The 18,488-nt window shown below is 61.9% G+C and carries 17 protein-coding genes; 8 read left to right on the forward strand and 9 right to left on the reverse strand.

Going from position 1 to position 18,488, the window contains the following annotated elements:
* Entirely contained in the window at window positions 1–1,023 is a 1,023-nt protein-coding gene (gene galE / locus Q8R73_RS00405; protein WP_305717574.1) for a UDP-glucose 4-epimerase GalE, read from the forward strand.
* Here galE and Q8R73_RS00410 read toward each other — a convergent pair.
* The gene (locus tag Q8R73_RS00410) at window positions 1,020–1,967 is read right to left on the reverse strand and encodes a bifunctional 2-polyprenyl-6-hydroxyphenol methylase/3-demethylubiquinol 3-O-methyltransferase UbiG (RefSeq protein ID WP_305717575.1); all 948 of its coding nucleotides are present in this window, start codon (window positions 1,965–1,967) and stop codon (window positions 1,020–1,022) included. The genes galE and Q8R73_RS00410 overlap by 4 nt on opposite strands.
* Between Q8R73_RS00410 and Q8R73_RS00415 the strand changes: the two genes are divergently transcribed.
* The 4 genes from Q8R73_RS00415 (at window position 1,946) to Q8R73_RS00430 (ending at window position 5,873) form a co-directional block, all read left to right on the forward strand.
* A complete protein-coding gene (locus Q8R73_RS00415) occupies window positions 1,946–2,974 on the forward strand; it encodes a glycosyltransferase family 2 protein (protein ID WP_305717576.1) in 1,029 nt (342 codons plus the stop codon). The genes Q8R73_RS00410 and Q8R73_RS00415 overlap by 22 nt on opposite strands.
* Window positions 2,971–3,741: a methyltransferase domain-containing protein gene (locus Q8R73_RS00420; protein ID WP_305717577.1), complete on the forward strand. Its 771-nt coding sequence runs from the start codon at window positions 2,971–2,973 to the stop codon at window positions 3,739–3,741. Before Q8R73_RS00415 ends, Q8R73_RS00420 begins: the two co-directional genes overlap by 4 nt.
* Before the next feature lie 175 nt (window positions 3,742–3,916).
* Entirely contained in the window at window positions 3,917–5,383 is a 1,467-nt protein-coding gene (locus Q8R73_RS00425; RefSeq protein WP_305717578.1) for a hypothetical protein, read from the forward strand.
* Between the two features lie 10 nt (window positions 5,384–5,393).
* Window positions 5,394–5,873, forward strand: coding sequence for a hypothetical protein (locus Q8R73_RS00430; protein WP_305717579.1), 480 nt, complete (start codon window positions 5,394–5,396; stop codon window positions 5,871–5,873).
* Window positions 5,874–5,880: 7 nt separating this feature from the next.
* Here the strand turns inward: Q8R73_RS00430 and Q8R73_RS00435 are convergent, their stop codons facing one another.
* Entirely contained in the window at window positions 5,881–10,014 is a 4,134-nt protein-coding gene (locus tag Q8R73_RS00435; protein ID WP_305717580.1) for a GAF domain-containing protein, read from the reverse strand.
* Between the two features lie 360 nt (window positions 10,015–10,374).
* Between Q8R73_RS00435 and Q8R73_RS00440 the strand changes: the two genes are divergently transcribed.
* Genes Q8R73_RS00440 through Q8R73_RS00450 form a run of 3 tightly spaced genes read left to right on the forward strand, consistent with a single transcriptional unit; the run spans window position 10,375 to window position 13,665 of the window.
* Window positions 10,375–11,427: an Ldh family oxidoreductase gene (locus tag Q8R73_RS00440; protein ID WP_305717581.1), complete on the forward strand. Its 1,053-nt coding sequence runs from the start codon at window positions 10,375–10,377 to the stop codon at window positions 11,425–11,427.
* A gap of 46 nt (window positions 11,428–11,473) precedes the next feature.
* A complete protein-coding gene (locus Q8R73_RS00445) occupies window positions 11,474–12,841 on the forward strand; it encodes an LLM class flavin-dependent oxidoreductase (protein ID WP_305717582.1) in 1,368 nt (455 codons plus the stop codon).
* A gap of 20 nt (window positions 12,842–12,861) precedes the next feature.
* Complete coding sequence (locus Q8R73_RS00450; protein WP_305717583.1) at window positions 12,862–13,665, forward strand: fumarylacetoacetate hydrolase family protein; 804 nt, start codon at window positions 12,862–12,864, stop codon at window positions 13,663–13,665.
* Between the two features lie 50 nt (window positions 13,666–13,715).
* Here Q8R73_RS00450 and Q8R73_RS00455 read toward each other — a convergent pair whose 3' ends face one another.
* The 7 genes from Q8R73_RS00455 to Q8R73_RS00485 form a co-directional block, all read right to left on the reverse strand.
* Window positions 13,716–14,105, reverse strand: coding sequence for a serine hydrolase (locus tag Q8R73_RS00455; RefSeq protein WP_305717584.1), 390 nt, complete (start codon window positions 14,103–14,105; stop codon window positions 13,716–13,718).
* A gap of 6 nt (window positions 14,106–14,111) precedes the next feature.
* On the reverse strand, window positions 14,112–14,972 hold the full coding sequence (locus Q8R73_RS00460) for a D-amino-acid transaminase (RefSeq protein ID WP_305717585.1): 861 nt from the start codon (window positions 14,970–14,972) through the stop codon (window positions 14,112–14,114).
* 162 nt (window positions 14,973–15,134) lie between these two features.
* Window positions 15,135–15,866, reverse strand: coding sequence for an amino acid ABC transporter ATP-binding protein (locus Q8R73_RS00465; protein WP_305717586.1), 732 nt, complete (start codon window positions 15,864–15,866; stop codon window positions 15,135–15,137).
* Window positions 15,867–15,876: 10 nt separating this feature from the next.
* The gene (locus tag Q8R73_RS00470; RefSeq protein WP_305717587.1) at window positions 15,877–16,569 is read right to left on the reverse strand and encodes an amino acid ABC transporter permease; all 693 of its coding nucleotides are present in this window, start codon (window positions 16,567–16,569) and stop codon (window positions 15,877–15,879) included.
* 6 nt (window positions 16,570–16,575) lie between these two features.
* Window positions 16,576–17,307 (reverse strand): amino acid ABC transporter permease, encoded by a 732-nt coding sequence (locus Q8R73_RS00475; RefSeq protein ID WP_305717588.1) that lies wholly within the window; start codon window positions 17,305–17,307, stop codon window positions 16,576–16,578.
* Between the two features lie 82 nt (window positions 17,308–17,389).
* On the reverse strand, window positions 17,390–18,301 hold the full coding sequence (locus Q8R73_RS00480) for an amino acid ABC transporter substrate-binding protein (RefSeq protein WP_371125992.1): 912 nt from the start codon (window positions 18,299–18,301) through the stop codon (window positions 17,390–17,392).
* Window positions 18,298–18,488: alpha/beta fold hydrolase (locus Q8R73_RS00485; protein WP_371125993.1), on the reverse strand; the 191-nt coding region annotated here is incomplete at its 5' end. The genes Q8R73_RS00485 and Q8R73_RS00480, both read right to left, overlap by 4 nt.

An 18,488-nucleotide genomic window follows, 5' to 3' on the forward strand; every position in this document is an offset into this window, starting at 1 on the left:
ATGAGCGACCATCCGGCCGTTCTGGTGACTGGCGGCGCCGGTTATATCGGCTCGCATTGCTGCAGGGCGCTGACGACCGCAGGCTATCACCCCGTGGTTTTCGACAATTTTTCCACCGGCCACCGTCATTTCGTCACCGGTACGCTGGTCACCGGCGACCTCGCCGACAAGGCCGCGCTGGCGCGCGCCTTCGCGCAGCACCCCATCGTCGCCGTGATGCACTTCGCGGCATCGAGCCTGGTCGGCGAATCCGTCGCCGATCCGCAGAAATACTACCTCAACAACCTCGCCGGCACGCTGTCGCTGCTGGAGGCGATGCGTGAGGCCGGCTGCCATCATCTGGTGTTTTCCTCGACCGGCGCGGTCTACGGCAACGCCGACAGCAAGTCGCTGCCCGAAAACTACGCCTGCGCGCCGATCAATCCCTACGGCGCCTCGAAATGGATGATCGAACGCGTACTCGCCGACTATCGCGGCGCCTACGGGCTGGGTTCGTTCGCGCTGCGTTATTTCAATGCCAGCGGCGCCGACGCCTCCGGCGACATCGGCGAGTTCCGCGACAACGAAACCCATCTCATTCCCCGCGCCATGATGGCGCTGCAGGGTCATGTCTCCGACTTCGCCGTGTTCGGCGATGATTACGACACCCCCGACGGCACCGCGATCCGCGACTATATTCACGTCACCGATCTGGCCACGGCGCATCTGCAGGCGTTGCAGCTGCTGCTGCAGGGACATCGCGGCGGCGCCTTCAATCTCGGCACCGGCACCGGCTTTTCGGTACGCGAGATCCTCGGCGCCATCGCGGCCGAAACCGGCCGCGCCGTGCCCCATCTGGTAAAACCGCGGCGAGCGGGCGATCCGACCTATCTGGTCGCCGACCCCACCGCGGCGCGCGAGACGTTGCAATTCCGTACCGAGCATTCGGATCTGGCGACCATCATCCGGACCGCATGGGCGTGGCACCGCAAGGCTCATCCGCTGAAGCCGGCCGATCCGGCGCGGGAGTTCCGGTCTAGCTAGCCTTTGCGGGTTTCCGGCCTGCAGACGCACAACAGCGACGTTCCCCAGACACTTTTCGGCAACAGGCGGCTTTCCAGCAAGAATGCGCGGCCGAGCAATCTGTGCAGCCAGGGCGTCGCCGGCGCCACGAAGGCAGTCGCCCGGTTCAATCCGATCCGCTTCAGGATCCACGCCGGAACGTAGAGCGCATGAAAGAAATAGCTCCAGGAATCTATCGAAAGATGAGACGACCGAGCCACCTCGCGAAGCCTTCGAATATCATAGCGCAGGAAGTGACGATAATGCTCGTCGTAGTTGGACCACAGTTCCTGCCGCGCCGGAACCGTAATGATGATGGCGCCGAGCGCAGGTAAAGCCTGAAACACCGATGCCAGGAAATCCGCAGGGTGCTCGATATGTTCGATGACGTCCAGCAACAGAACAGCGGTCACCCGGCTTCGCAAATCCGCATCCAGATCCGCGAAGTCCGTGCCTGAAAAGACGAAGGCGCGCACATGTTCGTGGACACGGGGACTGCCCAGGTCGCAGCCGTAGGCATCAAATCCGGCGGCCCGCAACATGCCGACGTAGTGGCCGCGACCCGCACCGACTTCCAGCACGGTGTCGCCCTTCCTGCAGACACTGCGGACACAATCCCGGACGATGTCACCGCGGGCGAGATGCCAATAATGCCGCTCATATCCCGGCGGATAGGCTTCATCATAGTCTTCGCCGCTGAACTCGGTTCCGACGCCACCGGCCGGGTCGTCTGGAATAGTCATGTCCCGTCCACAAGGCCCGCGGCAATGCCCGCGCTTCATATCACACGCGGAGCAGGCGAACACCGCCATGACCGGCTGAAAATGCTGTTGTGTTTCGTTGCCGTGGCTGTCAAAATGATTGCGCTCAGATTCCGGTTGAATCTTGGTCTGGCTGAGGTTAGGTGCGGGTGCTGCACGATCCACCGGAATTCTTACGCATCCCGATATTCAGACCGAACATGCAAGATGCTTCGCAGCAACAGCAATCAGACATTTTGGCGCTGTCAATTGTCGTTCCCTGCTTCAACGAGCAGCCAGGACTGGCCGAACTGGTTCGGCGCTGCTGCGAAAGCGCGGCATCGGCGGTCGGCGACAGCTATGAACTGATCCTGGTCGACGACGGCTCTACCGACGGCACCTGGGACGCGATTACATCTCAGATCCCCAGCCATCCGAATATCGTTGCCATCAAGCTCTCCCGCAACTACGGACATCAGATAGCGTTGACGGCGGGACTGTCTGCTGTTCGAGGCAAGGTCGTTTTTGTCATCGATGCCGATTTGCAGGATCCGCCGGAGCTGCTGAGCGACATGCTCCGGAAGATGGACGAAAGCAGAGCTGACGTCGTCTACGGCCAGCGGCGGACGCGCGCCGGGGAAACCTGGTTCAAGACCTTTGCAGCCAGTCTGTTCTACCGAATCCTCGAGCGATCGACCGATGTGATGATTCCGGTCGATGCCGGGGATTTCAGGCTGATGTCGAGACGGATATCCGACATCATCGCGCAGATGCCGGAGCGAGACCGCTTCATCCGGGGAATGGTCGCATCGGTCGGCTTCAAGCAGGTCGCGTTTCCCTACGACCGGCAGCAACGCTTTGCCGGATCGACCAAATATCCCCTGGCCAAGATGGTTCACTTCGCGACCGATGCATTTCTGGGTTACTCCATGATTCTGCTCCGCCTCTCCTCGATTGCCGCCTTCGTCCTGTTGCTGGCGCTGATTGGCGTCGCGGCGTACTCCGTTTACGCATGGGCCTATCTGGAGGTCGTTCCGGGATGGACCAGCATCATGATCTCGGTGATTGTGGTCTCGTTCTTCCAATTGGTAACGCTGAGCGTCATCGGTGAGTATGTCGGACGGATCTATCTGAGTACCAAGAACCGGCCACTATTCATCATCGATTCCGTCGAACGCAGCTCCCGGCAATGAACGCATTGCATGAATATACCGAGGAATTCTTTGAGTATATCGAGCGGGGATCGACCGCCTCGGCAAAACGCTTCAGTGCGTTTGTTACCCCGCTGCTCGGCGTCGGTTCGATCCTGGATGTCGGCTGCGGACGGGGGGCATGGCTGCGCGAGTGGCGCGACGCCGGCGTGAAGATTGTCCATGGAGCGGATGGCCCCTATGTCCGGCGGGAATCGCTGCTGATTCCCGCGGATGATTTCACCGCCGTCGATCTGTCGCAGAAATTCGATCTCGGACGACGTTACGATATGGTCAGCAGCCTGGAGGTCGCGGAGCATCTGCCGCCGTCTGCATCGGAAGCGTTCATCTCCTCACTGGTGACGCACTCCGATCTGATATTGTTCTCCGCCGCGACGCGTGGACAGGGCGGCGAAAATCACATCAACGAACGGCCGCTGTGGTACTGGCAGGGTGTCTTCGCCGAACACGGCTACGTCGCCTTCGACGCGATACGTCCGCACTTTCAACACGACGCTTTGGTCGAGCCCTGGTACAGGTATAATTCGATCCTGTACGCAAGCCCGATGCGTATCCCCGCTTTGCCGCATTCGGTTCTGTCTGCACGCGTCGACGGCCGGGTGAAGGAGATCGGGGACCTGAGATGGCGCGTTCGGCGCTCGCTGCTCCGGTTTCTGCCCAGCACCACCGTCACCATGCTTTCGAAGTGGAACTACCGGCGCTTGAACAGGGCCTACAGGGGCGCAAAGAAGTCGGTCGATGCTGCCTAGCCCGAGTCGGGAGAAGTCGCGGCTGGTGGTTCAGCTAGCGGATGCACCTCCAGGATTCGACCGCTTTCGTCTCCCGACGAACAGGCTTGCACTGTTTGGCCTCATCTTTGGCTTATCCTTCCTGATCGCACTGGCGCTGGCGGGAAACCAGATTTTTTATGCGAACTGGGGACTAGTGGACGATTGGGAGCCCTTCGCCTGGCTCGGACCGGGGGCGAAGCTCCCGTTCAGCGAGATCTGGAGCACCCTTCTCACCAAGACCGAAGTTGGCCAGCCCGCGGGACGGTTTCGTCCCGGCTATTATTTCCTGAAGGCGCTGGAGATGGCGATCTGGGGCACCAACGTCCATCTCTGGTATTTTTTTCGCACGCTCGAATTCACGGTTTTCATTGCGTCGATCTGGTGGATCACCAGCCGGTTCGTCGGCATCTGGCCTGCCGCAATCCTGCTGATTCCAATTCTGGCGATGCCGTTCTGGGCCGACGTATGGGCCAGGCTTGGCCCGTCGGAGGCTTATGGCAGCGGCGCGCTCGGAATTCTGCTCCTTGGGACCTATGGCGTCTTCGCAGGCCAAAGCACGCGCGTTCGCTGCATCGGCGCCATCGCCATCACCTTCGCGACGGTCATTCTGGTGGGCGTCAAGGAAACCCTTGTGCCGTTCGCGGGGTTGAGCGTGGCGCTGCTGGCGATCGCCAGCGCGCGACGGCTCCTGTCTCTGCCGCTCGCCGGCTCGCTGGTCGTGGTTATCTGCGGCGTTACCGGGGCGATCATGCTGGTCGTGCAGAAAACGGTGTCCGGCGGTGTCGATTATTATGCCAGGCCGATCGAGCTTTCGTCACTGACCACGATCGCCAGATCGAGCCTGTTGCACGCGATATCGTATTGGGGACCGGTTTATCTGGCGGCGGGATCGGCGCTCGCCATGCTGGAACGATCCAGGGGACAAACCCTTCGCCGCTGGGCGTTGGCTTCTCTGATGACAGCGGCCGTGTTTGTCTTCCTTGTCGCCATGTACGTCTCCCAATGCGTCGCCTATCGGGGCGAACTTCCCCTGAACATGCGATATGATTTCCCGGGCGGATTGTTTGTGCCGATCAACTACTGCCTGCTGTCGTGCTACGTCGCCTACATGACGCGGCCGTATTTCGCGCCCTGGTCCAACTGGGTCGTCATCGGCGCCGTCATCCTTTCGGGCTATCTGATGATACCGAAGGCGGCCGGCCAGTTTCGGCCCCTGAGCCTGCCGAAAGCGACGTTTCGCAATATCGAGAGAACCGACACGTTCTTTCGTGAGTTGCAGTCGATCGTTACGGCGGCCGCGAGTTCGCCAGGCCGACCGGTGATACTCGAAACCTACGAACCATGGTCATGGGCCTATGAGCCGGTCTTCGCGCTTTCGACATATTTGCAAGCCCTGGGCGCGAAGAACCCGGTTTCCATACGCATGCATGCCGGCGACCGCGCATCAGGCGCGCTGGACGAAGGGCTGAAACAGAGCATCAAGAAGCTTCAGGACGACGGTAGCCCGAAGTTTGTCCCCCTCGCCACCAGCATGGCGGAAATGAAGGACGGCTGTATCAGCGTCGGCATCAACGGCCCGCCGGTTCCGGAATGCACCGGCTTCGCAGTCAAGACCGAGTAGACCAGGCGAAGTGCGGGCGGCCGACCGGCCGGAAGCGATCCATCTGCGCTTTGAACCGCCGAAGCAACTTTTCGCCCGGTCGCGCGTTTCAACGCCTGATCCATGTTCAGGAACCAAACATGGCCGACGTCTCGCTGGCAACCTGCAACACCATGACCGATCGGTTCAGGCATTGAACATGCGAACCTCAGGGAAAGCCGTGGATCCGGCCGCTCGTCTGCAATTCGGACGCATCGTCGATGAATTCGTGCGGTGGCGCGAGGTCCCCGCGGATGATCGGTCGCCGGCACCGGCCTGGTGGTGGGGGCCGGCCTTCGAGATGCAGAACATGCAGACCCCGATGCCGGACCAATGGTGCATCAAGCTGGGCGTGGCTGAAGGCAGCACCTGTGCCGACGGCGCTCGGGTTTTCCTCGAATCCCTCAGCGATCAGACTTCGTTGCCGTGGCCCGGCGATTTTCCGCGCCGGCCGAAGGATTCGACTGGCTGACGTTTCCTCAGCGCGACACCCGCGTCGAGGCCTTGCTCGGCTTTGAACGCCGCCGCGGTCTCTTCATAGAGTCGGCGGCAGTGGGCTGCAGCGGCGGTGAGACCAGCACCGGCGCGGACCGCAGCAGGCTGCCCAACCGCTCAGGCGGCAGCGGCTTGCTGAACAGATAACCCTGCATTTCATCGCAGGCGTGGCTGCGCAGGAAGGCCTGCTGCTCGACGGTCTCCACGCCTTCGGCGACGATCGTCATTCCCAGTGCCTTGCCCATGCTGATGATCGCCTGGGCAATGGCTCGATCCTCGGAATCGTTCGGCAGATCGCGAACGAAAGAGCGGTCGATCTTGATGGTGTCGATCGGAAACTGCTTCATCAGCGACATCGACGAATAGCCGGTGCCGAAATCGTCGATCGCAAGCCGAATGCCGCGGCTCTGGATCGCATCCAGAACCTTGATCGCCCGCGACACATTCCGCATTACCATGCTTTCGGTGACCTCGAGCTGCAGCAGCACCGCAGACATGCCGCTCGCCGCCAGCGCCTCGTCAATGTCCTCCAGCAGATGCTCATCGACGAATTGCCGGGGCGACAGATTGACCGCCATCGACACCGGCCGCAATCCGCGGCGCTGCCAGGCCATGTTCTGCGCGCAGGCTTCCCTCAGTACCCAGCGGCCGATCGGAACGATCAGCCCTGTTTCTTCGGCAAGCGGAATGAACTGCATGGGCGACAGCACACCGAGCTCGGGGTGGGTCCAGCGCAGCAATGCCTCAACGCCGGTGATCTGCCCGGTCGCCATATCCACCTTCGGCTGATAATGCAGCGCGAACTGATCGCGTTCGAGGGCGCGGCGCAACGCGTTTTCCAGCGTCAGGCGTTCGAGCGACTGGGTCCTGATTTCCTGGGTGAAAAAGCGGAAGCCATTCTTGCCGTCTTCCTTGGCGAGGTACATGGCCAGGTCGGCATTCTTGGTCAGCGTCAGCACGTCGCCGCCGTCCGAAGGGTACATGGCGATGCCGATACTGGCGGTGGTGTGGCACTCGTGACCGCTCAGTTGCAGAGGTTCGCTGAGCACGGCCAACAGCTTTCGGGCGATACGTTCGATGTCGTCGCGTTCGGAAGCCTGTTCCAGGATGACGACGAATTCATCGCCGCCAAGCCGCGCCACGACGTCGCTGGCGCGCAGGGCGCCTTGCAACCGGTTGGCGATTTCCACCAGCAGCATATCGCCGGCGTCGTGCCCCAGCGAATCGTTGATCAGCTTGAATCGGTCGAGATCGATGAACAGTACCGCAAAGCGCCATTGGCAGCGGCGCGCGGCCTCGATCGCGTGGTTGAGCATTCCGTTGAACATTTCCCGATTGGGGAGATGGGTCAGGCTGTCATGCGATGCGAGATACTCGATCCGCTCATCCGCCCTGGTTTTCTCGTCGGCGCGCTCGAAATTATCGATGGCGAATGAAATATTCTCGGCCAGTCTCGCCAGCAGTTCCACCAGATCGTCGGTGAACACGTCTTCCTCGGCGGCCAGAAACAGCAGCACGCCGGCGGGGACGCCGCCTTTCTTCAGCAGGGGAAATCCGGCGCCGGACCGCGTTCCGCCGCCCTTCGCAAGCTTGTGCCAATGGGCGGTTCGCTCATCGGTCAGAAAATCATTCATGATGCAGGGCGCCTTGGTCCGGAACGCCGTTCCGGTCAATCCGCGGCCTTCCGGGTGTCCGGCCGAGATGGCGAAACGGGTACTCCTGACACGCGCCTGGTTTTGTCCCTTTGAAGCGGCGATCCGCAGAAACTCTTCCCCCGGTTCCGCCAGCGCGATCGTCGTCGAGGTGAATTTGCCCCCCAGCACGGCGGCCGCGCAGACCAGCTCGAACATTTCTTCGCGGGTCTTGGCCCGCATGATCGCCTCGTTGGTCTCGCTGAGCGCGGCGAACATCCGCGTCAGCCGCTCCTTTTGTTCCTCGGCCCTCGCCTTCTCCTCCGCGCGATCGAAGTTATCGAGTGCAAAGGAAACGTTCTCGGCCAGCCTCGCCAGCAGTTCCACCAGATCGCCCGTAAACGCGCCCCGGTCCCGGGAAATGAACAGCAATACGCCAATCGCCCGTTCACCCTCCTGCAGCAGAGGAAAGCTCGCCCCCGACCGGGTCCCGTCTTCCCTGGCCTGTTGGTGAAAGTACGCCGTCCGCTCATCGGCGAGAAAATCGTTGATGATGCATGGTTGCCGGGTACGGAATGACGTTCCGGTCAAGCCTCGACCTTCGGGAAAATCAGCCGATACGGCGAAACGTTTGGTTCGCATACGCTCGTAGTCAACGCCTTTGGTCGCGGCAATTCTCAGGAATTCGCTGCCGGGAACCGCGAGCGCAATGGTTGCGGAGGTAAACCTCCCCCCGAGAACCGCCGCGTTGCACACCAGTTCGAACAGCTCGGCCCGCGTCTTGACCCTCATGATGGCTTCATTGGTCGCGCTGAGCGCCTCGAACATTCCAGTCAGTCGGTCCTTTTGCTTCGCCGCCTTCGCCTTTTCATCCGCATGGTCGAAGTTGACCAGCGCAAAGGCGACGTTCTCTGCCAACCTCTGCAGCAGGTCGATGAATTCGGGCGTGAACGTCTCGACCTCCAGCGAGTTGAACATCAGCACGCCCGCGACGCGGTCGCCCTCGAGCAGCGGCAGCGCCGCCGCTGACCGCATGCCGCTGCGACGCGCATTGTCGTGCCACAATGCGGTTCGTTCGTCGGTCCGGAAATCGTTGCTGATGCAGGGTTGCCGGGTACGGATGGCGGTTCCGGCCAGACCGCGTCCCTCGGGCAGCTTGTCCGTCACCGCGATTTGCAGGTCCCTCACCTCGTGTGCGTTCGGTCCCTTGACGGCGACGATGCGAAGGAATTCGGAGTCGGGTTCGGCCAGCGCGATGGCCGTGGAACTGAATTTTGCGCCGCGCACCGCCGCCTCGCAGACCAGATCGAACAGGTCCGCACGCGATTTAGCCCGCATGATCGCTTCATTGGTCGCGCTCAGCGCCGCGAGCATCCGCGCCAGCCGCTCCTTTTGCACCTCGGTCTTGACCTTCTCGGATGCGCGATCGAGATTGTCGAGCGCAACCGAAACATTCTCCGCAATACGCGCCATCAGCGCGATGATCTCCTCGTCCGCCGCCCAGGATTTGCTGATGAAAAACAGCAATACTCCGACGCTCCTTCCGGCCTTGACGAGCGGAAGCGCGACCCCCGCCATGACGCCGACTTCGCGTCCCAGTTCGTGCCATGGCTGAGCCTGCGCCGAGTTGAGAACGTCACGGTTGATGCAGGCCTTTTGCGTTCGAAAAGCATTTCCGCAGATTCCTTGGCCATATACATTGTCCGGAGCGATCGAAAAGCGAGTCCGCGCGATCCGATCGATGACTTCGCCCGTTCCCGCCACCGGTTTGAGCCAGATCGAATCCGGCTCAGCCAACAACACCGCGGCGGCGGTGGATTTTCCGCCATGCACCGCAGCATCGCAAACCAGTTGATAGAGCTCCTGCTCGGTCCCGGCGCGAAGAATGGCTTCGTTGGTCGCGCTGAGGGCGCCAAACATCCGGTTGAGCCGCCGCATCGCGCGCTCGCCAGCCTTGCGCGCAACCTCGTGGTCGAAATTGTCCAGCGCATACGAGATGTTTGCCGACATTCGATCGAGCAGCGAAACGATCGGAGCGTTGAGCGATCCGGCTTCCCGCAGGGTGACGAGCAGCACGCCAGCAGTGCGGCCATTGCAGTTCAGGGGCAGCGCGGCCGCGGCTCCGATATGCGCCTCGGTCGCCCCTTCACGCCACGCCAGCGAACGCGGATCGTTCAGATAATCATTGCTGATGCTGATCCTGCCTTCACGGAAGGCCTGACCGCAGACTCCGCGGCCTTCGGCAATATCGGCCTCGATCGAAATATCGATTGCGCAGAGCCGCTCGATGTCGCCGCCGAAGCCGGCGACGAACTGCAGCCGGCTGGTCTGCGGCTCCAGCAGGAAAACCGCCGTCGCGAGAAAGTCTCCGCAGGAGAATGCGGCTTCACAGACCTTCTGGTAGAGTTCCTCGGGCGATTTGGCGTACAGAATTGCTTCATTGGTTGCGCTCAACGCCGCAAATGTCCGCGCGATACTCGTCTCCAAGATCCACTCCCCGGGATTCGATTGTCCCTGGAAGTTAGCGGCATGACCGCTAAGTGACGGTTATGAAACGCGATAAGTTCCGGTTCAAAGTAAACGCCGGACCAATAATAACGGGAAAACTCCGCAGAATTGCGGTTACGCGCCGAGCGGGGACCCGTCAACCCGAGCCGGTATTGGGCTGCGCCGTCCGCCTACATTGCACTGCACCCAAAAATCCCCGCATCCAGGAATTTCGCGGGCCGGAATTGGCTGAGCAGGGAATTCGGCCCAGGTCATTGCCATCGCGTGATCGCTTTGAGACCATGCGGCTTGCGACAACAAGCAAGACCCGCCTTCCGCGCGGGCTCAAGAGAGGCCCCCATGCCGATCGTCCAGGCCGACCATCTCACCCGCATCGGCGCCGCGTTGCTAAAGGCCGCCGGCGCGTCGGACGAGGAGGCGGGCGCTGTGGCGGCCGGCTGCGTCAACGCCAACCTCGCCGGCCACGACTCGCATGGCATCATCGCGATCCCGACCTATATCGACCGCATCAAGGCCGGCCATATCGTGCCCGGCGCGAAATGGACCATCGTTCAGGAATCGCCGACCACCACCGTGATCGACGGAAATTGGGGCTTTGGATTTCACGTTAACGCCAGGGCGATGGCCATGACCATCGAAAAGGCGAAGACCGCCAACGTCGCCGCCTGCACCGTGTTTCGCCAGAGCCATGTCGGCCGGCTCGCTGCCTATCCCATGATGGCGATGCGCGAAGGAATGATCGGCCTCGCCACCGCCGATTCCGGCCGATCTCCGAAAATCGTGGCCCCGTTCGGCGGCCGCGAGGCCCGGCTCGGCACCAATCCGATCTCGATCGCGGTGCCCTCGGATCTCGAGGCGCCGTTCTATCTTGACATGGCGACCTCGGCGGTCGCGGCCGGAAAGATCCAGCTGGCCGCCGCGCGCGGCGAGGAAATCCCGACCGGCTGGATCGTCGACAGCGAGGGACGGCAGACCACCGACCCCAGCCAGTTCCGCAAGGGCGGCGCGCTGCTGCCGCTCGGCGGCACGGAGGGCTACAAGGGCTCGGGCCTCGCCGCGATGATCGAGGTCTTGTGCGGCCTGCTCACCGGCCTCGGTTTTGGCGTCGAACCGACCGGGCGGCATAATGACGGATGCTTCATGGCGGTTTTCAACGTCGCGGCGTTCCGTCCGTTGGAGGATTTCAGGAAGGAGGTCGCCGAGTTCGCGCGATATCTCAAGGCGACGCCGCCCTCCGAGGGCTCCACCGGCGTATTCTACCCGGGCGAGGTCGAGTATATCCGGGAGCAGCAGCGCAAGGTCGCCGGCATCGAGATCGAGGACGCCACCTGGGACAAATTGCGCGCGCTGGCGGACGACTACAAGCTGGCCGCCGAGCTTGATCTGGCATGATGTTCAATTCGGCCGGCACTGGTAGATCAAGCCCTTGGAGAGCAGCATGACACGGCAAATGGTGATGGTCGGATTCCTGCAGGCGCAGAACTGCACCAATCTGCCGAGTTCGTGGCGCCACCCGGAATCGCGCGACGATTCGATGTCGGCGGACTACTACCAGGAAATCGGCCGGATTCTGGAATCCGGCAAATTCCACATGGCGTTCTTCGACGACCGGCTGGCGATGCCGGACCGCTACGGCAGCGATCACGCCCATACCGTCGAATACGGCATCCGCTGCGTCAAGATGGATCCGCTGGTCGTGCTGACCTGCATGGGCATGGCCACCGAAAAGCTCGGTCTCGGCGCGACCGCATCGACCACCTATTTCGAGCCGTTCGATGTGGCGCGGCGTTTTGCGACCCTCGACCTCATGTCGGGCGGCCGGGCGGCCTGGAACGTCGTCACCTCGCTGAACGACGGCGAGGCGCACAACATGGGCAAGGATGCCCATCTCGAACACGATTTCCGCTACGACCGTGCGGACGAATTCATGGAAGTGGTGCTCGGACACTGGGACGCCTGGGAAGACGGCTCGGTCATCCTCGACAAGAAGAACGGCCGCTTCGCCGACCCGGCCAAGGTCAAGCGGCTCGACCACAAGGGAGAATTCTTCAAGTCGCGCGGGCCGTTCACCGTGCCGCGCTCGAGCCAGGGCCATCCGGTGGTCATTCAGGCCGGCGCCTCCGGACGCGGCCAGCGCTTTGCCGGACGATGGGGCGAGGTGATCTTTACCGCCGCGCGCAATCTCGCAGCCGCCAGGGAAGGCTACGCCGCCGTCAGGAACGAGGCCGCCAGGGCCGGGCGCGATCCCGACCAGATGTTTCTCTGCAACCTCACCACGCCGGTCTGCGGCGCCACCAGGGCCGAGGCCGAAGACAAGATGGCCTTGATCAACAAGCTGCCGTTGCAGATCGATGCGCTGTCGCTGCTGGCGGAGGCGTTGAACTACGACTTCGCCTCCAAGGGTCTGGATGAGCCGCTGACGACCGACGAGCTGAAGAGCATGCAGGGCATTCTGGGTATCCGCGACGGCGTGCTGAAGGCGTCGGGCAAGAGCAATCCGAGCGCGCGCGACTTCGTCACCTTCTCCGGACGTGGCCAGGTACACGATGCCATCGTCGGCGGGCCGAAGGAGGTCGCCGACAGACTGGAAGAAATGTTCGTCGAACGGGGCTGCGACGGGTTTGTCATTGCGGCGACCATCGTGCCGGGCTCCTACGCCGATTTTGTCGATCACATCGTTCCGGAATTGCAGCGACGCGGGTTGTTTCATAAGGATTATGCCGGCAAGACGCTGCGCGAGAATCTGGGCCTGAAGCGCCCGGCCGCCGGCGCATGGAAGACCCAGCCGCGCGCCGCGGCAGAGTAGAGCGAAAAGGGAATCAGGCGATGCGCTGGCTGAAATTCACTGCCGCAGGAGAGACTTCCTGGGGCCTGGTCGAGGGTGACAAGGTTTTGACCGTTGCCGGCGATCCCTTCGGCGAGTGGCAGAAGACCGCGCAGTGGCACGCGCTGAAGGAGGTCCGGATCGAACTGCCGCTGATGCCCCGCACCTTCTATTGCGTCGGGCTCAATTACCTCAAGCATCTCAAGGAAGCCGCCGACAAGGCCGGCACGGTTCCCAACGTGCCTGACCGGCCCGAGATCGGCTATCGCGCGCAGAATGCGCTGATCGCGCATGACGAGGAGGTGGTAATCCCGGCGACCGCCACCGAGAAGATCCATTACGAGGGCGAGCTGGTCGTGGTGATCGGCAAGAAGGCAAAGCACCTCTCCGAAGCCGATGCGATGTCCTGCGTGTTCGGCTACACCATCGGCAACGATGTCAGCGAGCGCAGCTGGCAGAAGGCCGATCGCGGCCTGTGGCGCGCCAAGAACGCCGACACCTTCAAGCCGATGGGGCCGTGGATCGAGACCGATGTCGACCTCGACGCCATGGAAACCATCATCAAGGTCAACGGCAGGGAAACCGGCCGCTTCCGCACCAACGACATGATTTTCGGCATCGTGCCGTTCATCGTCGAACTGACGAAGTATTTTACGCTGTGGCCGGGCGACGTGATCTGGATGGGCACCGACGGCGCGTCACCGGACCTGAAGGCCGGCGACGTCGTCGAGATCGAGCTCACGGGAATTGGCACGCTGCGCAACAAATTTGTGAAGGAGACACCGCCTGGTCAAGCCGACGCGTGAGCCGATTCGATCGCACGAGACAACAGATCATCCTCGCCACGACGGGAATCTTACGCAACGCCACAGTCACCGCCCAGCTCAGCGACAGCGTGCCGATGAACACGATCGCGAATTTGACGACTGCGGGGAACGAATAGTCGTAGACGACGTATTGCAGGTCCAGCCGGATTTGGCGAAGCGCAGGAGTATCGCCGGCACGGAAAAATGCTGTCCATCGTCATCGGCACGCCGGTGTCGACATCGCGCTTGCCGAAACTCCTGAAATACAGCGGCTGGTCGCGGCGCTGGATCAGAACGACGGCGCCGGGAATCTTGTTGGCGGCGACTTCGCCATCGAGGAAGTCATCGATGCGCTGGAGCTTCTCGACCGACAGCTCCGCTTCCCGGTGGCGGACCGAACGCCGCGAGCCAGCTACCGCGTTGTCGCGGCAACCGTGCACAAGACGTCAAACCGCGGTGGCCTTGGCGAAATCGACATAGATCTCGCGCAAACGGCTGGTCATCGGCCCCGGTTTGCCGTTGGCGACGGTCTTGCCATCGATAGTCACCACCGCCTGCACGAAGACGGTGGCGCTGGTGATGAAGGCTTCCTTGGCGGCAAGGGCTTCCTCGATCGTGAACGGCCGCTCCTCGACCCGCAACTGGCGCTCCTCGGCCAGCGCGACCACTGCCTTGCGGGTGCAGCCGGGCAGGATCGCGCTGCCGTTCTGCCGCGTCACGATGACGTCATCCTGAGTCAGGATGAAGCAGGACGACGAACCACCCTCGGTGACCTTGCCGTCCTCGATCATCCAGGCCTCGCCGGCGCCGGCTTCCGCCGCGGCCTGCTTGGCCAGCACCTGCGCCAGCAGGGCCACGCTCTTGATGTCGCGCCGGACCCAGCGCAGGTCGGGCACGGTGATCACGGCGATGCCGGTCCTGGCCGATTCCGCGTTCACGATGTCCTTGACCGAGGTGAACATCACCAGCGTCGGCTTGACGTCGCCCTTGGGAAACGCGAAATCGCGCCCGGCATCCGCGCCGCGCGTCACCTCCAGATAAACCATGCCGTTGACGAGACGATTGCGCATAACCAGCTCCTGCTGGATTTCCTGGATGCGCTCGATCGTTTCGGGCAATGCCAGCGCAATCTCGCCGACCGAACGCTCCAGCCGCGTCAGATGCGATGCGTTGTCGATCAGCTTGCCGTCGAGCACGGCGGCGACTTCGTAGATGCCGTCGGCGAACAGAAAGCCGCGGTCCAGTATCGAGACCTTGGCCTCTGACATCGGCACAAACGAACCGTTGACGTAAGCGATCTGTTCCAAGCGGGTTCTCCTGAGGGGGTAAGGCGGATGCGCGGAAACATATACGCAGATTGTTAATGCGGATAAACCCTCGAAACGTCATTCCGGGGCGATGCGAAGCATCGAACCCGGAATCTCGAGATTCCGGGTTCGCGTCTTCGACGCGCCCCGGAATGACGCTCCCTAATGCGACAGAATCTTGGACAGGAATTTCTGCGCGCGGTCGCTGCGCGGGCTGCCGAAGAACTCTTCCTTTTTGGCGTCCTCGACGATTTCGCCCCGGTCCATGAAGATGACGCGGTGTGCGACCTTGCGGGCAAATCCCATTTCATGGGTGACCACCATCATGGTCATGCCCTCGCGCGCGAGATCGACCATGACGTCCAGCACTTCCGAGATCATTTCGGGATCGAGCGCCGAGGTCGGCTCGTCGAACAGCATGGCGATCGGATCCATCGCCAGCGCGCGGGCGATGGCGACGCGCTGCTGCTGGCCGCCGGACAATTCGGCGGGATATTTCCGCGCATGCTCCTTCAAGCCGACCCGCTCGAGCAGCATCTCGGCCTTTGCGACGGCCGCGTCATGCGACCGCCCCAGCACCTTCTCCTGCGCCAGGCACAGATTCTCGATGATCTTCAGATGCGGAAACAGTTCGAAATGCTGGAACACCATGCCGACGCGGGCGCGCAGTTTCGGCAAGTCGGTCTTGGGATCGTTGACCTTGATGCCGTCGAGGATGATTTCCCCGCCCTGGAACGGCTCCAGCGCGTTGACGCATTTGATCAGTGTCGATTTTCCCGACCCGGAGGGTCCGCATACCACCACCACCTCGCCCTTGGCAACGCTGGTGGTACAGGCCTTCAGCGCCTGAAAGGTCGGCCCGTACCACTTGTCGACGTGTCTGATCTCGATCATGCGCGCTTCCCTAACGGACAATACTGATACGCGCCTGCAGACGCCGGACAGCGAACGAGGCGGCGCAGGAAATCGTGAAATAGACCACCGCCGCGAACAGGTACATCTCGACCAGCCGGCCGTCGCGCTGCGCCACCTTGCTCGCGGCGCCGAGGAAATCCGGCATCGACAGCACATAGACCAGGGAAGTGTCCTGAAACAGCACGATGGTCTGGGTCAGCAGCACCGGCAGCATATTGCGGAACGCCTGCGGCAGCACGACGTAGCGCATGGTCTGGGCGTAGGTCAGGCCGAGCGCATTGGCGGCGGCGGGCTGGCCCTTGGAGATCGACTGGATGCCGGCGCGCATGATCTCGGAAAAATACGCCGCCTCGAACATGATGAAGGTGACGAGCGCGGAGGTGAAGGCGCCGACAGCGATCGGGCGCGAGGCGCCGGTCACCCACTGCCCGACATAGGGCACCAGGAAATAGAACCAGAAGATCACCAGCACCAGCGGCAACGACCGCATGAAGTCGACATAGAGCCCGGCGATGCGGCCGAGCAGCCTGAACCCGGACAGCCGCATCAGCGCGATCAGGGTGCCGAAGATGATCCCGCCGACCGCGGAGAGCGCGGTCAGGGTCAGCGTGAACGTCATGCCGTCGAGGAACAGGTAGCCGAGCGAGCGGCGGATCACGTCGAAATCGAAATTGGCGAACATGATCAGCTATTTCCCCGTGATGTAGCCGGGGATCGCCAGGCTGCGTTCGAGGTAGCGCATTCCGGTAACGACGATGATGTTGATCAGCAGATACATCACGGTCGCGGCGGTGAAAGCCTCGAACACCTGGAACGAGAATTCCTGCATCGAGCGCGCCTGGCCGGTCAGCTCGATCAGGCCGATGGTGATCGCAACCGCGGTATTCTTGATGGTGTTGAGGAATTCCGAGGTCAGCGGCGGCATGATGATGCGAAAGGCAATCGGCAGCAGCACATAGCGATAGGCCTGAAACGTGGTCAGCCCGAGCGCGGTCGCGGCCTGTTTTTGCCCGCGCGGCAGCGAGGCGATGCCGGCCGCCAGTTGCACCGCGACGCGTGCCGACATGAACAGGCCGATCCCGACCGCAGCTGTATAGAACGGCGCATGGGGCATCTGCTTCAGCCAGAGTCCCCAGCTCCGCGGCAGCAATTCCGGCAGCACGAAGAACCAGAGGAAAAGCTGTACCAGCAGCGGCATGTTGCGGAAAAATTCGACATAGGCGAAGCCGACCCAGTACGCGGTCTTCGACGGCAGCGTCCGCAGCACGCCGATAATAGAGCCCAGAACAAGCGCAATAATCCAGGCGAACACCCCGGTCTGGATGGTCAGCCACAGCCCCCTGAGCAGCATATCGAAATAGGTACCGGTCCCGCCCGGGGCCGGTTCAAAGAAGATGCTCCAGTTCCAGTTATAGCTCACGAGGGCCTACCGTCCGTTATGCCATTGAAACATGCCCATGCAATGGCCGGGCCAATGCATGGGCAGAGCCTTGGTACCCCGGTTACTTGTAGGAATCGGGATCCGGGGAATCGGAGGGCTTGGCGAACTGGTTCTTCAGCTTTGCGTCGATCGGCACGTTCAGGTTCAGACCCTTGGGCGGAATCTTCTGGGTAAACCATTTGTCGTAGATCTTCTGGCCCTCGCCGCCGGTATAGACCGCGGCCGTGGCCGCATCGGCCACTTTCTTGAAGGCCTGGTCGTCCTTGCGCAGCATGATGCCGTAAGGCTCCGGCTTGGAGAATGCGTCCTTCGATATGACGTAATCGCCCGGCGCTTTCGATCCGGCAACCAGACTTGCCAGCAGAATGTCGTCCATTACGAAGGCAACGGCGCGGTCGGTCTCCACCATCAGGAAGGCTTCAGCGTGATCCTTGGCCGGGATGATGTTGATGCCGAGATTGCGGGCGGCGCTGGCCTCGGTCAGTTGCTTGATGTTGGTGGTGCCCGACGTGGAAACCACGGGCTTGCCCTTGAGATCTTCGATCGAGTTGATCTTGCTGGATTTCTTGGAGACGAAACGGCTCGCGGTCAGGAAGTGGGTGTTGGTGAACCAGACCTGCTTCTGACGTTCGGCATTGTTGGTGGTCGAACCACATTCAAGGTCAACGGTGCCGTTGGCCATAAGCGGAATGCGCGTCGATGACGTCACCGGATTGAGCTTGACCTCGAGCTTGTCGAGCTTGAGCTCCTTCTTCACGGCATCGACGATCTTGTAGCAGATGTCCATGGCGTAGCCGACCGGCTTCTGGCTGTCGTCGAGGTAGGAGAACGGAACCGACGAGTCGCGGAAGCCGAGGGTGATGGCGCCGGTTTCCTTGATTTTCTTCAGCGTCCCGGTGAGTTCCTGCGCCATTGCCGGTCCCGCGCATAGCGCGGCGGCAAGCGTGTAGCCTATCATAGCATTGCGTTTCATACGTGTGCTCCTTGCTTGGTTGGTATCGTCGAGTGCTTGAGGATTTCGCTCAGGACCGGCGCAATATAGCGGCGAAACTGCGCGGGGTTCTCGCTCATCGGAAAATGACCGAGTTGTTCCATGATGGTCACGCTGGCGCCGTCGATCGCGGCGGCGGTTCGCCTGGTGTCTTCGGGGCTGCAGGAGA

Source organism: Bradyrhizobium sp., from assembly GCF_030697065.1.
GTDB lineage: Bacteria > Pseudomonadota > Alphaproteobacteria > Rhizobiales > Xanthobacteraceae > Bradyrhizobium.